This window comes from Methanolobus psychrotolerans, from assembly GCF_002243045.1.
In the GTDB taxonomy this organism is placed as follows: domain Archaea; phylum Halobacteriota; class Methanosarcinia; order Methanosarcinales; family Methanosarcinaceae; genus Methanolobus; species Methanolobus psychrotolerans.
The window spans coordinates 31,856-50,757 of record NZ_MBKP01000001.1 but is presented as its reverse complement, the minus strand read 5'-3'; the positions used below and the strand labels follow the sequence as shown (position 1 = coordinate 50,757).

Annotated in this window: 17 protein-coding genes; 1 reads left to right on the top strand and 16 read right to left on the bottom strand. The window is 41.6% G+C overall.

Annotation, left to right across the window (positions count from 1 at the left end):
• Window positions 1-131: 131 nt before the first annotated feature.
• Window positions 132-1,079 carry a cache domain-containing protein gene (locus tag BB781_RS00185; protein ID WP_094226483.1) on the bottom strand — a complete coding sequence of 316 codons (948 nt, stop codon included), beginning with the start codon at window positions 1,077-1,079 and terminating at the stop codon, window positions 132-134.
• A gap of 283 nt (window positions 1,080-1,362) precedes the next feature.
• On the opposite strand from BB781_RS00185, the gene BB781_RS00180 reads away from it, so the two are divergent.
• Window positions 1,363-1,869 (top strand): YbaY family lipoprotein, encoded by a 507-nt coding sequence (locus tag BB781_RS00180; RefSeq protein WP_094226482.1) that lies wholly within the window; start codon window positions 1,363-1,365, stop codon window positions 1,867-1,869.
• Window positions 1,870-2,081: 212 nt separating this feature from the next.
• Here the strand turns inward: BB781_RS00180 and BB781_RS15230 are convergent, their stop codons facing one another.
• The 15 genes from BB781_RS15230 to BB781_RS00110 all read right to left on the bottom strand — a co-directional run bounded on the left by BB781_RS15230 (window position 2,082) and on the right by BB781_RS00110 (window position 18,898).
• Complete coding sequence (locus BB781_RS15230; protein ID WP_129582588.1) at window positions 2,082-2,306, bottom strand: hypothetical protein; 225 nt, start codon at window positions 2,304-2,306, stop codon at window positions 2,082-2,084.
• Between the two features lie 15 nt (window positions 2,307-2,321).
• Window positions 2,322-2,660 carry a DUF2149 domain-containing protein gene (locus BB781_RS00175; protein WP_094226481.1) on the bottom strand — a complete coding sequence of 113 codons (339 nt, stop codon included), beginning with the start codon at window positions 2,658-2,660 and terminating at the stop codon, window positions 2,322-2,324.
• Window positions 2,661-2,680: 20 nt separating this feature from the next.
• Window positions 2,681-3,304, bottom strand: coding sequence for a MotA/TolQ/ExbB proton channel family protein (locus BB781_RS00170; protein ID WP_094226480.1), 624 nt, complete (start codon window positions 3,302-3,304; stop codon window positions 2,681-2,683).
• A gap of 294 nt (window positions 3,305-3,598) precedes the next feature.
• Entirely contained in the window at window positions 3,599-6,160 is a 2,562-nt protein-coding gene (locus tag BB781_RS00165; RefSeq protein ID WP_449288759.1) for an S-layer protein domain-containing protein, read from the bottom strand.
• 229 nt (window positions 6,161-6,389) lie between these two features.
• Window positions 6,390-6,623, bottom strand: a complete 234-nt coding sequence (locus BB781_RS00160) for a winged helix-turn-helix domain-containing protein (RefSeq protein WP_094226478.1) — start codon at window positions 6,621-6,623, stop codon at window positions 6,390-6,392.
• Between the two features lie 10 nt (window positions 6,624-6,633).
• Window positions 6,634-7,800 (bottom strand): glycosyltransferase family 4 protein, encoded by a 1,167-nt coding sequence (locus tag BB781_RS00155; protein WP_094226477.1) that lies wholly within the window; start codon window positions 7,798-7,800, stop codon window positions 6,634-6,636.
• Window positions 7,801-7,885: 85 nt separating this feature from the next.
• Window positions 7,886-9,838: an amylo-alpha-1,6-glucosidase gene (locus tag BB781_RS00150; RefSeq protein WP_094226476.1), complete on the bottom strand. Its 1,953-nt coding sequence runs from the start codon at window positions 9,836-9,838 to the stop codon at window positions 7,886-7,888.
• 34 nt (window positions 9,839-9,872) lie between these two features.
• Window positions 9,873-11,834, bottom strand: a complete 1,962-nt coding sequence (locus tag BB781_RS00145; RefSeq protein ID WP_094226475.1) for a glycoside hydrolase family 15 protein — start codon at window positions 11,832-11,834, stop codon at window positions 9,873-9,875.
• Window positions 11,831-12,640: a V4R domain-containing protein gene (locus tag BB781_RS00140; RefSeq protein ID WP_094226474.1), complete on the bottom strand. Its 810-nt coding sequence runs from the start codon at window positions 12,638-12,640 to the stop codon at window positions 11,831-11,833. The genes BB781_RS00145 and BB781_RS00140 overlap by 4 nt, the downstream gene beginning before the upstream one ends.
• 37 nt (window positions 12,641-12,677) lie before the next feature.
• Entirely contained in the window at window positions 12,678-13,874 is a 1,197-nt protein-coding gene (locus tag BB781_RS00135; protein WP_094226473.1) for a glycoside hydrolase family 57 protein, read from the bottom strand.
• Entirely contained in the window at window positions 13,871-15,001 is a 1,131-nt protein-coding gene (locus tag BB781_RS00130; protein ID WP_094226472.1) for an alpha-amylase, read from the bottom strand. The genes BB781_RS00135 and BB781_RS00130 overlap by 4 nt, the downstream gene beginning before the upstream one ends.
• Window positions 14,998-15,873 carry a mechanosensitive ion channel family protein gene (locus tag BB781_RS00125; RefSeq protein WP_094226471.1) on the bottom strand — a complete coding sequence of 292 codons (876 nt, stop codon included), beginning with the start codon at window positions 15,871-15,873 and terminating at the stop codon, window positions 14,998-15,000. The genes BB781_RS00130 and BB781_RS00125 overlap by 4 nt, the downstream gene beginning before the upstream one ends.
• On the bottom strand, window positions 15,870-16,583 hold the full coding sequence (locus tag BB781_RS00120; RefSeq protein ID WP_094226470.1) for a DUF432 domain-containing protein: 714 nt from the start codon (window positions 16,581-16,583) through the stop codon (window positions 15,870-15,872). The genes BB781_RS00125 and BB781_RS00120 overlap by 4 nt, the downstream gene beginning before the upstream one ends.
• A gap of 24 nt (window positions 16,584-16,607) precedes the next feature.
• Window positions 16,608-17,675, bottom strand: a complete 1,068-nt coding sequence (gene corA, locus BB781_RS00115) for a magnesium/cobalt transporter CorA (RefSeq protein ID WP_094226515.1) — start codon at window positions 17,673-17,675, stop codon at window positions 16,608-16,610.
• Between the two features lie 56 nt (window positions 17,676-17,731).
• A complete protein-coding gene (locus BB781_RS00110; protein ID WP_094226469.1) occupies window positions 17,732-18,898 on the bottom strand; it encodes a glycosyltransferase family 4 protein in 1,167 nt (388 codons plus the stop codon).
• Window positions 18,899-18,902 lie beyond the last annotated feature (4 nt).

Genomic DNA, 18,902 nt, shown 5'->3' with positions numbered 1-18,902 from the left:
ATTTTTTGTTTATCGCAGCACAAGGAATTCTTCCTCAACAACATCAGAAGTTCCAATATCTTTTGGTGCTTGTTCTAACGAAACATCAAACCATAAAAATCACGACGGTTTAAGGAAAGAAGCCCACGACTTTAGTCGTGGGTAGTTGACTCCGCCATTTCTTCATTCTCCTCTGCCCACGCAGGCTGGTCTATGGCAAAGAACTCAAGATCAGAATCTCCTGTGTTCTCTGTGTGCTGCTTTGAGTTTGCAGGCACAAGTACAATTAGTCCCTCACTCAGTTCAAATGGCACATCTTCTATGTAAAGTACACCTTCACCTGCAAGAACATAATGAACTTCAGGATTTGTCATCATGTGAGGGTCAATGGAACCGCCCGGTTTGATGATCACATGTGCAATGCTGTAATCCACACCCAGGTCTTTGTCAACTGTTCCCGGATGAAGGAGATTTCCAAGTGATACAGTTCCAAAGCGTGTGAAATAATCAATGTCTTGAAGATTATTGGTGTAGACGTAATCATCTACATAGAAACCGGAAGTCACAAGGTATACCTGATCACCGATCGAAGCTCTCTTGACGAATGTATACTTCAGGGCAGGAGAAGTCTCACCAGGTTTTGGCCACTGGTAATCGATCCATCCCTGGCCATCTTCACTAAGGGCCGTATCTATGAAAAGTTTGCCAAGAGGATTACCGTCATAATCTTTAAGGCCGGATACGTTTTCGCCCTCACAGCTGACATTGGGAGCGTAAGCTACACGTATTCCTTCAGTTGTCCATATGCTAAGGTATGTATCATCATGGAACCACTTGCTGTCTTTTTTCCTGAACTCATCAAATGCAAGTTCTCCGTTTTCATTCATAAGCTCGACAGCTTCATTGACCAGAGAGATTGTGGCCTCTTTCTGGAAAGCCAGTCCGACAGTATCTTCTTCTGTTGTTTGAACTTCCTGCTCAAAAGAGTCAGCAGCATCCTGCTCATCTGGGGTTGTATTTTCTGATTGCACACAACCAGCAACTGCCAGTAACATAATTGTGACAAAAAGAACACATGATATTTTTTTAAAACCATTCATATTATAACACCTGTAAAATTAAAATTAAAATTAAAATGCAAATCACGTTACAATTGTGTTTGTTAACTGACATATAAAAACCAATATTATAATTTACAAACGATGCTAATTAGTTAATACTATATCTTACTTATTAATATTACTGACATCTCCATTGCATTTTTCTTCAAAAAGTGATTAAGACGCTGATTTTTAATACTACATATCATTTTGTAGCTTACATAAATGAATTATATCAAAAGAACCATTTGTTCATGTAGTTCAAAAAAAGGGAATAATCGAGATGAGTAGATATATTATATTCAGCCTGGCAATGTTACTAATAATGGCTTCTGCATTTTCAATGGGATGTACTGGAACTGATAATGAAGAACCTACAAATGAAACAGGTGGAGTAGATGATAGTATAATTAATGAATTAGATGAAAATCAGGTTTCTGAAGAAAATACAATTCAGGGAATGATAATCTTTGATGAACCTGTGGAATCTTTCTCCAATGCTACTGTATACCTGGAAGTAGAGGATGTCAGTCTTCAGGATGTTGCATCCACTATAATATCAGAAGACTCCATCATTGGAGTTTCCATGAATACCAATGACATTCAGCCGGTACCATACATTATCCAGTACCCCGAACTTGAAGAAAGAAGGACATATTCACTTTCAGTACATGTGGATGTAGACGGTGACGGTAGTCTTTCAAATGGTGATTATTATAGTACCTGGCACAACCCGGTTCCTACCGAACCCGGCGTACATGAGCTTGATGTTCATGTGGAAATGATCTGATAATAATCTAAAATCCCTGCAAACATGATTTGCAGATCGCTGTATAACTACTCTCGAATCGGGACACTTCCCGATCAAACCAAATATCACCCAATCATATAATTCATTGTATATATTTAATGTTCGAATATCGTTATATTCTATCAGTGCATATATAAAACAGAGGCATAATAATGAATAATAAAGCTATAATTAGTGCGACTAAAGTAGGATTAATAGTATTCCTTTACATAACTATGGTCGTTACAGTATTTGCCATAGCAGGCCTTGTCAGCATATGAGCATGAAGCATATATCGAATTATTTCTTAAATCTTTGATTAGGTTTTTTATTCGGTTTTGCAATGCAGCCATTTTTCTCATTTGGACACCAGCTCTTTTCATTATGGGACATTTCTCACAGGCAATCCCGCATACTCCAATTTTTATTTCAGACATTCCATTCTTATGTGTTCATACTACAGTTTCATTCTCTTCATTTGGTACATACACTATCCTGCCATCAGCCAATCTGTAAGCCGTACCAAGAGCTTCTCCTGTTCCACCGTCGATCTGGTCGGTCATGTTCAGAACTTCAATAGGCTTGCCTTCTTCCTTGATGATTATCTTCATGTCTTCCTGTCCGGGATTCTTCACGATAGTAATGTCATCTGTGGGACTCAGCAGTTCAGGAAGCTGGTATGACATGACAAGTGCAACCAGCAGTGCTACAGAGAACACCATTGCAATGTCAAAGAGGTTGGCAACCCCTGTAAGGGGGTTCTGCTCTTCTTCGTTATCTATCAGCCTCATGCGGGTATATTTTCGTCTCTTCACTCTCCAACCTCCAGAGTGTCGAGAATGTAATCTATGTCAGCCATATCCTGCCAGTACCATCTTTTTCTGATCTGTGTGAGTACATAACCGATACATCCTGCGAAAAGTCCTATGACTGTAGTAGCAAAGGCTATCATCAGGTTATTTGCAAGTTGAACGATATCTCCCTGTGAGAGACCTATAAGTGCAGGGCCAAGAGGTATCAGGGTCCCCATCAGGCCCAGCATTGGTGCGATAGTTGCAACAATCCTGGTCTGTTCAAGTCTCTTTGCCATCTTAATCTCATAGTCCTGTGAGATCCATTCGATAGCTGGTATCATATTCTTTTCCAGGTGGTCTGCTGCAGCCATGGCAAAAGATCTTACAAGGAAATTCTGCCCGACAAGCCTCAGTGAACTTGCAGCTTTTTCAAGATCCCGGTTCACAATATGCTTGCGGGTACTATTACAGTAAAAATCAAGTTTTTCTATATCGCGGTGTCTCCTTGCAGATTCCGAAGCAAATTCCCCGATTAATACCAGGGAATAAACCGCCAGAAGTATCAGCGTGATAACTACCGGGCACAGTAGTGCAGATGAGAATGTGTAGAGAATATAGAATATGTAAGAAGTTGCGTCCATTTTTATTAACCTCTTGTATGCCGGATGCATTACTTTTGGTGGACAGTATATTAATACGCAATTACTTAAGTTTCTCTATATATTTTTAAAAATTTTATAATATGTCTATGGTAGGTCTCTTGTTCATATCTTGTCCCATAATATTGAAGTCCTGCGTCATGTTTGCCACAGGATAGCATATCTTGAGGACGGTACGATAGTACATATAGAAGAAGTAAAATGAATCAATTTATTTTTAAAAAAGAGAGTACCTGCAAGAAAAGCAGGTACCGGCATTATTCAATTGCTTTTTGTTCAGTCCTTTCTTTTATTCATGCGAATGAGCAAAGCAACAGCAAGCACTGCTGTCATTGAAACGATTATGCCAGGTGCAGGCAGGAACTTCTTTTCCACCTCAAAGATTACTGTAAAACTACTTATCTGTACTTCATAGCTGCCTGCCTCATCTTCAGAGACAGTGAAGGTGACAGTTGTTTCCTCTCCTGCATCGAGTAACACACTCTTTGAGTCAGCAACAGAACCATTGATAAGCAGCTGAACATCGGTCTGGCCTGCGGAAGTGCCTGTGTTCATCACATCAACAGTAACTGTAACATCTTCTCCTGTCTTTACAAGAAGAGGTGTGACCTGAAGGTTGGAGTATGAGAACATTGCCTCCAGCGCAAGAACTTCAAGGTTGAGTTCAGCTTCGAGGTATTCATCTGATGAAGACGTCAGTTTGTGAACGCCTGTTTCCTTCACATTGTATGTAAGCATACCATCAGAGTCTGTACTGCCTATGAGATTGCTGTCATAGTAGACCTGGATACCTTCCACAGGATCCCCGCCGATAGCTTTCATCACCGAAATGGTAATGTCATCTCCTTCAACAACGGTTTCAGGGGATACTTCGATAACAAGTTTCCTTGTCGCATCTTCAGGTGAGATAACTTCCACTTTTTCACTTGCTGAAACAAAACCATCCTTTTCAGCCGTCACCGTAAAAGTGCCTGCACTTTGCGGGGTATAGGATACGGTACCGTCAGTTGCTGTCCTGCCGATATCAATGTTACCAAACATCACAACAGCATTGTCTACGGCTGCACCTCTGGAGGTGACCTCAATTTCCAGTACCTCATTTTGTCTTATAACAGCAGGCATATCAATGGAAAGTGATTGTGAAGGTAGTGTGGACACTTCCACGAAAGGATAGTAGCGTACATCAGTGGAGTCTGCAACCTTGAATGAAATATCTCCCATGAGACTGATAGTATTTCCTCTTGTCAGTGAAACAGAGTCCCTGTTCTCAAAGGTTATCTCATTTTCAGAGAAGCTTGCTATTTCCATCCTTCCAAACCTCTCACCTGCCTCGATCTCGATCACGTCTTCTGATATCTGGAAAATACCTTCAACGAACACGGCATTAGTTTCGGTTCCCCTGAATATCTCAGCAAAGTGCACCACTATGACAGGCACATTATCTGTTGAGCCGATGTCCATCTCATAAACATAGTCATCATTAGCAGAAATGATTCCTGTGTCAATGTTATCTCCATCCTTTACAAGGTTAACCATCACATTGTTGCCGTTAAGGTCAACTTCAACAACGTAGAGTTGGTATCCTTCTTCCAGCATAAGTGAAGAACCTGTATAAAGGGACTTCTTGTTGTCATCATCAATAAGCACTTTTGAGAGCTGGCCGTCAGACAGAAGGCTCACATCGTCTGTGAATTCATTATCCGGATAGCCGGCAAAATATTTCTCTGCCATAAAGCCGATTACCTGGAATTTACCCCATTCATCATGCTCGAAATTGACATCCAGGGGTTTGCTGGTATAAAGAAGGTCTCCCCGGTTGATGGTTCTGCCAGTGATGTCTGTGATATCAAGGGATTCGGTTCCAATGCCTTCATCAATGTTGTAGTAGAAACCTTCGAAGTTCATTGGCGTCCATTTGAGTTTCTCATTCTCTGCAACAGTACCTCTTAGTTCATAGATGCCTGGTTTTGACATGTCCACCACAGGACCAAACCTAAGAGTGCTGTCATCAGCAACCATGAATTTCAGCTTGCCCATGATCGTTATGGTATTACCTCTGCCAAGGCTGACAGAACCCGAATTCTCCATTGTTATCTCATCAGAGCTCAGGGATGTAATTTCCATCCTGCCGAAGGAATCGCCCGATTCTACTTCTACGTAGTCCTCAGAGATCTGGAACACACCCTCAACAAATACGGCAGTGGTTTCTCTTCCCTGGAATATACTGCTGAAACGGACAGCTATTATAGGTACCTCATCATCAGTTCCAATCTCCGTTGCGTATACATAGTTGTCACCCGAGGATAATATGTCTGTATCCACACTAGTTCCATCCTTTTCCAGGGTTACCATCACACTGTTACCGTTCAAGTCCACTTCTACTATATTCAGCTCATATCCTTCTTCAAGTACAAGTGAAGAGCCGGAATACAGGGAAAGCTTCTCGTCATCGTCAAGCAGGACTTTTGTAAGTATGCCGTCAGATATCAGGCTCACATCATCATCTGCAAATTCAGTAGTGTCAGTATATCCTGCAAAATAGCGCTCAGCCATAAATCCGATTACCTGATAGGACCCCCAGTCCCCCTGTTCAAAGCTCGTAGCTATAGGGGCTGTTGAATATTTGAGATCTCCGGCTCCTATACTCCTGTCACTATTACTGTCCAGTTTGATTGTAAGTGTTTCAGACCCTTCTCCAGAATCAAGATCAAAATAGAACCCGGAGTAGCTTAGGGCAGTCCATGTATAATCAAGGGACAGGTTCTCATCCGCATCCCATATTCTATTGCCAGTGCTGTTGTTTGCAGCCATAGCAGTGCTTGATAGCATTATCAGCATTGCTATTAATAATACTGATAAATTCGATATATTCTTATTTCTCACATTATTCCCCCACATTTAGTTTATTATTATGGTACATTAAATTATCAAGGTACCTCTATATCAATGTAATTTATATTGATATCTAAAGATATTAATCAAATATATCTCACAAAGAGGTTGTACTTCTACCCAAAGGTAAGTAAAGTCGACTGGCAGACAATCCTGGAATAGAATAACATTAACCTTACTTTAACACATTACTGTCTCTCTTCAGTTTCAATGACCAGGAATTACCATTCTTTGCCATGCAGATCTTATCTTCTCTTGCAAGCCATCCGATTGCCATAAATGATACCTGTGAATCAAAACCATTATTTTTGAGGTGATTCTTCAGGTTTGCCATGTTCGATTCACCATTTTCAAGCAGCCTGTAAATATAACCCGCTGCTTCGCCTATGTTAAAACACATTTCTTCCATTTATATCACTTCATGTAATTTTGTTATAAACATGAACTGTTTTTCTGGCAATGTTGTCCCAGTTGAACTTTGTTCTCACTAGCTGTTTGCCATTTTTTCCCATGATGGGTGTAATAGAATCCAAACCACCAAGGGCATAATTTATTCCCCATGCTAGGGATTCCGGCGTCCTGTAACTGATCAGGCCGTTCTGAAAATTGTCCACTATGTTCACAGCATCTGTTGCAACGACTGCCTTGTTCGCATCCCATGATTCCAGTACAACTATCCCAAAAGGTTCATTCCTGCTTGGCACACATGTCACATCACATGCGTTTGTCCAGTCCTTGAGCACTTCATCAGGTGAGTAACCTAAAAAATGGCATGATTGGCTTATATTCAGATCATTTGCAAGATTCTGGCAATAATGCCTCATCTCTCCTTCACCTATGAATACAAAATGTGCGCCCCAGTTTTCATCAAGTGCTTTTGGGATCGCTTTCACCAGCATGTCCGGTCCTTTCTGGTAGTTCATTCTGCCGGTAAACAGCACTACAGGTGCAAAAGGATGGATGCCATAATCCTTTTTGACAGATCCGGAATCAACATCTTTCTTCATTTTACCGGGGAATATCCCATTAGGGATCACAGTTATCTTGTAATCCGGGATACTGTAGATATCCTGTACTTCATTTTTGAAGTTATCAGTAGTTATAATTACTTTAGAACTTTCATATCCCCCAAGCCATTCCCGGTGGGATACTTCATTGGAGGTCGGAGATTTAAGATCAATATTTCCATTGCGTCCCCATTCAGTACTGTGGTATGTCATTATATAGCTTTTACCAAGTTCTTGTTTGATCCGGTTTAGTACATTTACAGGATGCCAGTCATGTCCGTGTATAACATCAAAATTTCCGTAGTCTTTTGATACCTGGATGAATCTCGAGTACATCGCATCGCACATTTTATTCATCTGGGCGATTATATCCCCGGATTCTTCAAACCTGCATCTCTGATAATGCACACCATTTATTTCATCGTAGTCCCTGTACCACCCACTCCGGGTGAATATGTGGACCTCGTGTCCTAACTTTACCAGTTGCTCTGATAATTCGGTCACATGAGGAGCCAGCCCTCCGACTTTTGCAGAATGAAGGCTCTCCCATGAGAACATTGCAATTCTCAGTGATTCCATTTCCCCGCACACTTCTACAATTAAAACCCACAAATTGTATTATAAAAATGAATTTAACCTGTCATAAAGATTGCGAATGAATTTTTTATCGTTGTGGTAAAATATCTTCCACATAGCAACGCATAACCTCAGCCACGCTCCATGCCTGTGATGCACAACCACCCGGATTATATGGCATATCACCATCAAACACCTCTGATATCGTGCCGATACACGATTCATCCATGTGTTTTTCTATCATATGAAGGAAAGTCCTTAGTTTTTCCTTCAGCTCCGGCATATTTGTGTATGTTTTTGCATAAGCCGTTATGTAAGGGCCAAGCATCCAGGGCCAGACAGTACCGTTATGGTAGGCGCTATCCCTCATCTCCGTGTTACCTCTGTACTGGCCTTTGTACCTGTTATCATGAGGTGAGAGTGTCCTGAGTCCGTAAGGTGTCAGCAATTCTTCCGTGACCACGTCAACAATGTCCTTTTCCATTTCGCTGGAAAGCATTGTATGGGGAAGTGAAACTGCAAAGATCTGGTTTGGTCTTATTGAAGCATCTGTTCCATATTTTTCTCCAAGATATGGAAGGCAGTCATAAAGGCAGTTTTTGTCATAATTCCAGAACTTTTCCCTGAAACTGTCTTTTGTTAAACCTGCGATCTCTTGGTAACCGGAAACATCTCTTCCAAGCTTCCCGCCGATTTCGGTTGCATACACCAGGGCGTTGTACCAGAGAGCATTGATCTCACATGTTTTTCCATGTCTTGGGGTAACTTCCATATCCCCGATCTTTGCATCCATCCATGTAAGTTGTCCTGGATGTTTTATCAGGCCGTCATCATCCATTTTGATGTTATAGGCAGTGCCATCATGATAATGGTGCAGTATGCTTTCAATGACAGGCCACATACTTTCGGTAAATTCAAGATCTCCTGTATAATCCCAGTACCTTCCCATGGCATGAACAAACCAGAGGGATGCATCCACTGTATTATAAACCGGTGATCCGGGTGCATTTTCAGGGAACAGGTTGGGTATTAGCCCATCCTTACAATGAGCCGCGAATGTGGAAAGTATCGATCTGGCATCACTGAACCTTCCTGTCACAAGTGTCAGGCCCGGCAATGAGATCATGGTGTCTCTTCCCCAGTCCCCGAACCAGTGATATCCTGCAATAACGGATCTTAATCCGGTTGATCTGCGATGAACTATGAATGAATCACCTGCAATTGCAAGTTTTCGGAAAAAACGGTCTCTTTTAAGCTCATCCTTAACAAGCTCAACCTGCCTTTTTGTCTCATCTGTGAACAGTTCAGGAATAGTCTGGATATCCCATTTTTTATCAAGTTCTGTGGATGCCAGTACAAAACAGGAAGTATCAGTGCCATTTATTTCCAGGTCGAAGTATCCGGGATTGAAGTTATCTTCTCTGTGTGGGTATCCTCTTAAGAGTTCCACTTCATATTCAAAATTGTAGTACCAGTGTTCATCTGTTTTGTAGGGCAGGTCTGAGCAAATTTTTAGAGAAGATGTGCCAGAATTAAGTATAGTTTCCCTCGGAAATACTTCCTGTTGGAAGGAAAGTCCATTTGCACTTGTCATATGATGGATAGATCTGTTATTTACAAGCGGCAGTATCCTGAAAATCCCGTGTTCTCCCGAAGGGTTACTGATCTTATACCTTACGATGGTGGTGTTCTCACCATGTATCATCATTATCTGCTTTTTGATCTTCATTCCACCAGCATTGTACACAAAAGTAGGAAACGGTTCTATGCTGAACGTTTCAATATGCCTGTTGCCGTGTGGGTAAATTACATCAGGATATCTGTGTACGGCAAGCTTGTGAATATGTGTTCCACTAATAAGTTCCTCATCAAGGGATGAAAGCAGGAGCTTTCTTTCAACAGGAGGGTTTACAGAAGCTATCAGCAGACCATGATACTTGCGTGTGTTAGTTCCGATGACCGTGGAGGAAGCATATCCGCCAAGACCATTAGTAATGAGCCATTCATTGCCTGTTCCTTCTGTGTAATCTGCATAGTTCATGTATCATCCTGTTGATGTTGTAGTTTAAGATGCGTTAAGCTGACAAGTTCTTCTGGAGTTTGTCCAGCAGGAGGATATTATCAAGCATTAGTGCACAACTCCAGCTAAGAGGTATAGCCCATGCAGGCCTGCCCGTATATTTGTTGACCTGTTCCGGTAGCATTCCTGCCCCGGTAGCACCTTTCAGTGCCCATCTGATATATTTGAGGGCATCATTGGTCAGAGTTTTTATCTCTTCATTGTTATTATCTTTGTTATCACTGGTAATTGCCATCTCAAGCAATGCTTTTGAGAGCCAGAGGGTTGTGACTATCCAGGGATTGCCGTCTATATAACTATCATTCACATATCTCTTAATTCCGAAATGGTCATTCACAGGTACCCTTAGCTGATGTTCTATATTTCTGATGATGGACATGATCATCTCTCTCTCTTTTTCATCATGGGGCGAGAGCATATTGAAAGGGACAAAGGTACCAATTATACTTGCATCAATGGCAGTGTCAATTTTACCGTGGGTTATTCCCCTGGCAAAATAACCTTCGTCAAGCCATAATTTTTCAATAGTTGTGCTTTTGATAAGCTCAGCCCTTTCTATCCACCTGTCAGCGAGTTCCTTTTCGTTGTAATCCTTGGCCATGTTTGCCGCCCCCATCAGTCCTGCATATATGGCGGCGTTTGTGTATGTGAATACTCCTGAATGTGTCTCCCAGAGGCAGATACAGGGTTCATGAAGGCCTTGCGCAGTTCTTCTCATGAGATACTCAGCAGCACATAATACAGTTGCCCATATGCTATCCAGGAATTCTGCTTTAATGGGTTGTTCCAGTGTATTGTAAAAACAGTCCATAGAAAAAATAGTGGATCCGGTCTCATCTATCTGAGTAGAGAAACTGAAGTTTCCCCATGAGGGTGCTGTGTTCCCATCAAGCCAGTAGCGCTGGAACCATGAACCGTCCTGCAGCTGGGTGATCTTACACCACTTGAAGAAACGAGTGCAATATTCCGGATATCCAGCTTCCATCAGTGAAGTGACAATTTCTGCACAATCCCTGTTCCAGCAATATCCGTAACCTCCACTCATCTCAAATTCATGGTCAAATTCCGGAGCTGCGATAAATGAGCCTTTGGCAGGGTCGTTGAGTATACTTAATGTGAGCAGTGAACGGTTAAAGGCTTTAAAAAGATCCTGTCTGAACGTTTCAAAGCCCGGGTACTCCGGCATTTCAAGAAGTTTTTTCCTTGAAAGCCATTTGATCAATTTCTCCTGTGTTTCATTATATATACTTTCAACAGGTTCTTTCTGTACCTCACGCATCCTTCTGTAAAGGGCCGGTCTTCTTGAAGCTGCACCGATGAATACTGTTATTTCAGCAGGATTTAATATGTCAATATCCAGTTTCCATCCAACAGCACAGTTGAGATTACCTATGTCCTCTTTATTTCTCTGGAGTTCACCGTCTTCCATGTCGTATTTTGCATCCATCCACCAGATCGTATCCATGGCCTTACCAATCTGCCATTCCTCAAACATCGGGTTTGAAGTTATACCGATATAGTAATTCTTCCAGTACTGTGCCAGCAGACCGGAATCAATATCACAAAATGCTGAGTTCTTTTTCTTCATCTCCCCAACCTGGAGATTTGAGTAATAGAAAAACTTCCCTTTAAATTTCGTTGGAGAACTTATCTTATATTTGCGGATAAGCACTGGCAGTGTTGGATGAGCAAAATCCAGGATATTCATGGTAAGCCCGGAGGGATGGATAAGCTCCGTGCGGACTATATTTGTATTCTCTATGTATTTCTGGTCTGCTACCCACTCAGGGTCATTTGACCATATGAGTTTTTTTCCGTCATGCAGGCAGGCCTGTGATTCTTCAACATGTTGTGCAAAATCCTTTCCGGGATAATAATATCCGAATATCTCGCCTTTTTTCCCGATGGTCACAAGCAACCTGTCATTGCCAAGAATGGCATTGGGCTGCCGTATCACTGTGATTCTCCCCTGAGTAAATGCTCTATGTTAACACCTTTGGGAGCAGGTGAAACCAGGTGTTCGCAGAAAATGTCACCCATGCTTTTGCATCTTGTTTCACGTACCTGGACCGTTTGGCTTAAAGATTCGGAAATATATCCTGCAAGAAAACCACTTATATATCCACATACAGGAACGTCGCTTTCTCCGTATTCATCAGCAATGAACGATTCTCTAATCCTTACAGTTCCTTTCAATTCCACAGTGTCCATTTCGTAATCAAGAATTCCCCATCCTGCAGCCATCAGGAGCTCTTTAAGCAGGTCAAAGAAATTGCTGTCGTTTACATCCACGATCTCCCTCAGGTATTTTACAGTACCTGTCCCGCTCTTCAATCCGATTATAGTTAGCAATCCCTCGGATTGTGGCACGTTCTCAGCTATAATATTGAGAATGTTCACAAAGGTTTTTGCCCTTACAATAACAGCCCTTTGTCCTAGCAGGTGAAGGGGGAATTCCACAGACTGAATTACTCTGTTCTTTGAAAATCCCCAGTCAAGTTCAAGTACTACATCCATGTCTTCAAGTTCGTCTGCGACTATTTTGATGTCTCTTCCTTTCTCAGCTTCAGTGAACATGACATATTTGCCTCTGGAAGGATCTTCCGAGCAGTCCAGATATGCAAACCTTATGTCAAGCTCCTTTTCTGCAAAAAAAGATGTTATATCGGCTTCTGAATGTAATGTGTTCTCGTATGTGATTTTGAACCAGACTACTTCTGCTTCTTTATCGATCCTGGAGAACATGTAAAGGTCTCGTACCATACACTACCTCCTGATAACTAATAATGGTTTAAATGAATTATTCTGTTCCTGTCAGGGTCCTGAAGACACGTGCCTTAAAGTCCGTCAGTGCTGCCATGAAGTTAACCGCTGCATCATAGGGACTGCTGTGTATGCTGAAATATGAATGAACATCCCCGTCCCCAAGCCATTTTGTACTCATGTAGTAATAATGGTCTGATGTCAGCAGGTGTTTCCATATTCTCAGCAGTTCTGCATCTTTTGTTCTTTTTACATATGTCTCAAGTATTTTCATTTCCTCAAAACAACGACGCTGCATGTCATTTCCAAGCCATGCGCTTGTGTCCCTTTCTATATCTGCCCATGATATTGTGGAAAAATCACCTACGTCTATCTCGCCGGCAGGCATGTAGGTATCAATTGTCTGTGACGGCGTAAGGAATCGCATTCCCCTATCCTTTACTTCGCCAGGTAGCGCCTTGAGGAAATCAAAAATACCTGAGTCTTCCCATTGATGCTCACCGAATGTCTCGTAATCCATAAAGATATTCATGGTTTCACCTTTCTGCCAGGATACCCAGTTTGCCCATTTACCGGCAGTAAGCGGATATTCTTCCCACCACCTGGAAGAAAAACGATATCCGATGTCATCACTTAGTTTATAATTACGAAGCAGGACAGCTATATCACTACCTTTTGCTTTATATACGTGATCAGGAGACCTCCCTTCCAGGATACGTTCAATACCTTCCGTAAGTATTGCGTGGTATCCCATCTGACTTGCAAATTGTGCAATGCTGTTGTTATAGAGCATCTCGGTGTTCCTTAATATGCGCGGAGTGACGCTAAGTAGTTCCGAAACAAGTTCACGGTGCTCTTTCACTTCATCGATGAACTCATCCTTTGACTCGAAAAGTGATGCAAGGGAATGGTAGCATGTTTCATCCAGGAATTCTACACAACCTGTTTGTGCAAGGTCGCAGAAAGAGTCAAGCACATCCTCCCCCCATTCCTGGCACTGCTCAAGCAGGGTACCTGTAATCGACATGCTTGCCCTGAATTCACCATCCGTGCTGTCTACAAGTTCAAGCAGGGTCCTGTTTGCAGGAAGGTAACACTTGCCGGCAACCTTACGGAATATCTCTCTGTTAACAGCTTCATCAAAATACCTGTCAAAACCCTGTTTATCATCAGGCCAGAACCACCTGAGCCTGTATGGCTGGTGAACTTCAAAGAAAGGACAGATAGAATTCATTTTCCTGCCTCCAGTATGGCACGCTCAATGTCGGAAAGTATCGATAGATCATTTACCGCCCTTTCATATCCAAGACGCCTTTCCTCAGAATTCATTTCCAGGAATATCTCGCTTTGTTGCAAATAGCGGAATATTCTTTGCAGTTCTGTTTTTCTTTCAGTTTGCTTGACCATTTTCAGCTGCTTGGCAATATCTACAAGTTCATGCATGAACAGGTGTTGTGCATGATTTCCAAGAAGGTTGTGCATTCCATAGCGTGCTGTCATCTTTGAATCGAGGGACGATAATTCGGTCTTATTGAACATCTCCACAGCTTCTTCAGGCAAAAGCATTTTTATTCCATGCTTTTCAAAGCTCAGAGGGATATCCTGCAGGAATTCAAGTATCTCTTTATTGTTCTGTAAGTGTGTGTTCATTGCATCATATTTTATGTACAGGGTTATCACATCCCCATCCATACTTGCTATCCATGATGCAAATTTGTCGGCTATCAGTGGATATCCGGGCCATCCTTTGTCTGAGAATTTGATCTCCATATCCTCACTTAAGTTAATGTGCCGAAGCAGTGTGGGAACATCGTTGCTGTAAACGTGCGTGGGGTCATAACCGTTCATGAGGTTATGGGAACCTTCCGATATGAAACATTTAAAACCAATCTCTTTGAGCATTTTCATTGTTCTCTGCTCAAACAGAAGTTCAGTGTTGACAAATGTCTTCGGTTCCTGGCCGAAAAGTTCCTTTATCATTTCGATATCCATCTCAAGCTGTTCCCTGAATTCAGTAAGGTCAGGAAACAGTGAACAGACCGAATGGTAATAAGGTGAAGCAGCAAATGAAATAGATTCCGGGTCAAGTTTCCTGAAACCATCGATCACTTCAGGCGCCCATTTACATTGTTCAAGGAACACACCAGAAACATCCAGGGTATATTTACCTCCATTATCTATGGATCTTGATAACGTGTCATTTAATGTTTCCAGGTTCTCAGCCAGCTTTTTGAAATTATGGAATGCTTTTTCCATATCAAAGTATTTTTCAATATGTGCTTCTCCATACCCTTCCTGTGGCCAGTACCAGCGTAATGGCAATGGCAGATGTACCTCAAAACAAACGCAGACAGCTTTCATGTTCGATCAGTTCCCGGAACGATTCTATTATCATCGTTATATGTATTGGTTTTTTTTGTATTAAGCTCGTTGGCAAACCAAAGGGTCCTCTGTGGGAAGGGTACCTCTATTCCATTCTTCTCCAGTGTCTTTTTTATTACCCATAGAAGCTCTTTCTTCATGTCATACCACTCGGTGGCAGGAGCCCATATCCTGACGATGATGTTTACTGAATTATCTCCAAGGTTATCTACAAACACCATGGGTGCTGGTTCTACCAATGCAAATGGCTGTTTATCGATGATGTCCTGTATTATCTTTATTGCCTTATCAGCATCATCACTATAGCGGATACCTATCACATATTCAAACCTTCTTCCCAGGTTGGCCACGTAGTTTGTAATGTTGGTGGTAAACACAGTCTCATTTGGCAATCTCATATAGAGGCCATCAAATGTACGGATTATAGTTGATATCAGATTTATATCCTCAACAAATCCGAGGTTATTATCTATATTTACAGTATCTCCTATCTTAATAGGACGCTCAATCATAAGAAAAATGCCGGATATGAGGTTACCTACTATGCTCTGACTGGCAAAACCAAGTATTATACCCAAAACACCACCTGCAACAAGCAGGCTTGAGGTATCGATTTGAAGCACAGGGAAAATAAAACCGATCACTGAAGCAAAGATTATGCCGTAATATGTCACTTTGAGCAGTATATTCAGATGCTCTTTGTCCATCTTGTCCTTGAGTGATCTCTGCAGGTATATTGTTATGGCCTTGCCTATCACAATGGTCAGGAACAAAATTATAATAACTGTAATGATCTGCAGGAAAGGATCTGAAAGGGCAGGAATGTATTTTGTTATTGCGGTACTGTTCATAATCCGAACTCCATGATGCCTTTTGTTCCGATGGGCATGAACTTACGTGAAGTATAGAGCTCCATTGATCTTTTGAACCTTGAAGTTGTGGGGTATGTGCTGAAATCAGTTTCTGCAAGCAGCTTATTGATTATCCTCATGGATGCTTTCATACCAAGTCTTTTGTCCCCATAATAGATCTTCATTCCATAAGCATTTAAAACTGCTTTTGTTACCTCCATCATGTGACTGGAATCATTGATGATATCCAGTTCAATGTATCCTTCATAGAGGATGTCTGTCTGAGGAAGCTCGGTGAATACGTCACTTTCCCAGTACCTGCATATGAGTCCCTGATTGTGGCTTCCATAAAGTGTGAACTTAATCTTTGAGTACGTGAAAGTATCAATTACTTCATGGTTCCCTGACTTATCTGAAATGAAAACCCCTATCTCAACCGGGAATGTCAGGTATATTTTTTTCCTGTCACCAGGACGGATAAGGGCAGGCCGCTTAAAATCTACAAGCAGGAACGAAGTAAGTTTCTTTGGAAGATTCACAGGTTCAATTGGGTTGATAAGGATATCTCCATCATTATTCAGCAACAGGAGTTCAGTTTCTTCTTCCCCGTGGAACATGCGTTTATAGATAAGGTCATCTCCATGTTTCTCAACAGTGATTACAGTATCTTCAGTTTCAATGGTGAATGGCGGTTGATATATGTCAAACATTTGTCATCGGTATCCGTTTTGTTATTAAAGCCATTTCTTTTTACGGAAGTATGTGTACATAGACAGGAATATCAGTATATTGACAAACCAGACGGCAGGATATCCCCATTTCCAATCAAGTTCAGGCATATAAGTAAAATTCATTCCATACATTCCGGCAACGAAGGTAAGAGGTATAAATATAGTTGCTATGATCGTAAGCATTTTCATAATTTCGTTCATCTTATTGCTAATGCTTGAAAGATATACATCCAGTATCCCGGAAAGTATATCCCGATATGTTTCAACGGCTTCTGCAACCTGTATTGTATGGTCATAAACATCTTTAAGGAATACGGATGTCGTGTCTTTGAACAGAGGTGATTCTGTCCTTTCCAGCCCGTTTATAACTTCCCTAAGAGGCCATACGGATTTGCGCAGGTATATCATTTCCTTCTTCAGGTCATGGATACTTTGCAGGGTTTCAGGAGATGGGTTCTCTATCAGTTTGTCTTCCAGGTCCTCAATTATTTCTCCAAACCTCTCTATTATTATAAAATAATTATCAACTATGGAATCAAGAAGTGCATATGCCAGATAATCGGCTCCCATCAGGCGTATCCTGCCCTTGGCATTTCTCAGACGTTCCCTCAAAAAGTTAAAAGTGTCGCCTTCTATCTCCTGGAAAGACAGGACAAAATTATTTCCAAGTATTATACTTACCTGTTCAGCTTGCACATTTTTATCATCATCATCAGCAAACCAGAGCATTTTAAGGACTATATAAATGTAGGAATCATAATCCTCCATTTTTGGCCTCTGGCTTGTGTGCAGGATATCTTCCATTACAAGTGGGTGCAGACCAAAGTGTTTACCCAGCTTTTCAATAATATCTACCTGATGGATACCATCAAGGTTAATCCATGAAACTGTCGGATAATCCTTGAAGGGGAAGCATTCTTCTACATTTTCAACGACGTGTTCCTGATAGTTGTCCCTGTCATAATCTATTATTGTTATCTTTGGTTTCTCAGTCCTTTCCTCACCAACATGCACCAGGGTCCCAGGTGCCAGTCCTGCCTTCTTTGAAGCCCTGTTTCCAAATGCCTTTATATGCCTCACCCCTTGTGCGATTGAGATCGTTAATATTTTGAATACTCAATAAATTCTTATGGGCAAATACCCTTGTAAAGGTTCACTGTCAGTTCAGCGATGTTATTCCAGTTATATCTGGTTCCGATCAGTTTCTTACCCTCTTTCCCAAGCTGCCCATCTGCAAAATTGTCAAATACATATTTAATTCCCCATGCAATGGACTCAGGTTTCTGGTAAACTATGACCCCATCCCTGAAGTTATCTATCAGCGATATTGCATTGGTTGCAACGATATTCTTACTTATGTCCCATGCTTCAAGAAGAATTATGCCAAATGGTTCGTTGCGGCTTGGAACACATATAAGATTGCAGGCATTCATCCATTTCTTTTTATCGGATTCATCCGCATAGCCTAAAAAGCGACAACTGTCCTGAATGTTTAGTTCATGGGCTATGCGTTCACATTCTGGTCTCATCTCACCTTCACCGATTATAACAAATTTTGTATCCCACCTGCTTGCAAGCACATCCGGGATAGCCCGGATAAAAAGGTCAGGACCTTTCTGGTAACTCATCCTCCCCACAAAAAGGACTACCGGAGCGTATGGATGTATTCCGTATTCTGCTTTGACCTTGCCCGGGTCCACATCCATTTTCATCTTGTTCTCATGTATTCCATTAGGTACGATGGCAATCTTGTTGTCAGGTATCTGGTAAAGGTGCTGTATTTCGTTTTTTAGAATAGTGGAGGTGACTATCACACATGACGACTCATATCCTCCTCTCCATTCACGGTGACTGATCTCCATGGCTTCCCACCAGTTACCATGTTTATTTCCGTTCCTTCCCCATTCGGTACTATGATAGGTGATAACAAAAGGGATGTCATATTCTTCTTTCAGTCTGCAGACCAGATTTACGGGATGCCAGTCATGTACATGTGTCAGATCAAAATCGCCAAATTTCCTGGTAGCTTCAACAAAGGCCGTATGCATGGAATCACACATACTGTCCATTTGTTGTACTATGCCTCCGTAAAGTGCATTGTATACCCGATGATAATGTACCCCATTTACTATTTCGTATGGGAGCATGTCCTTGTTTCGGGTGAATACATGAACTTCATGTCCAATCAAAGCCATAGCTTCTGATAACTCGGTCACATGAGGGGCCAGTCCTCCCACTTTCACAGAATGAAGGCTTTCCCATGAGAACATGGCTATTCTTAAATTTTCTTTCATTATT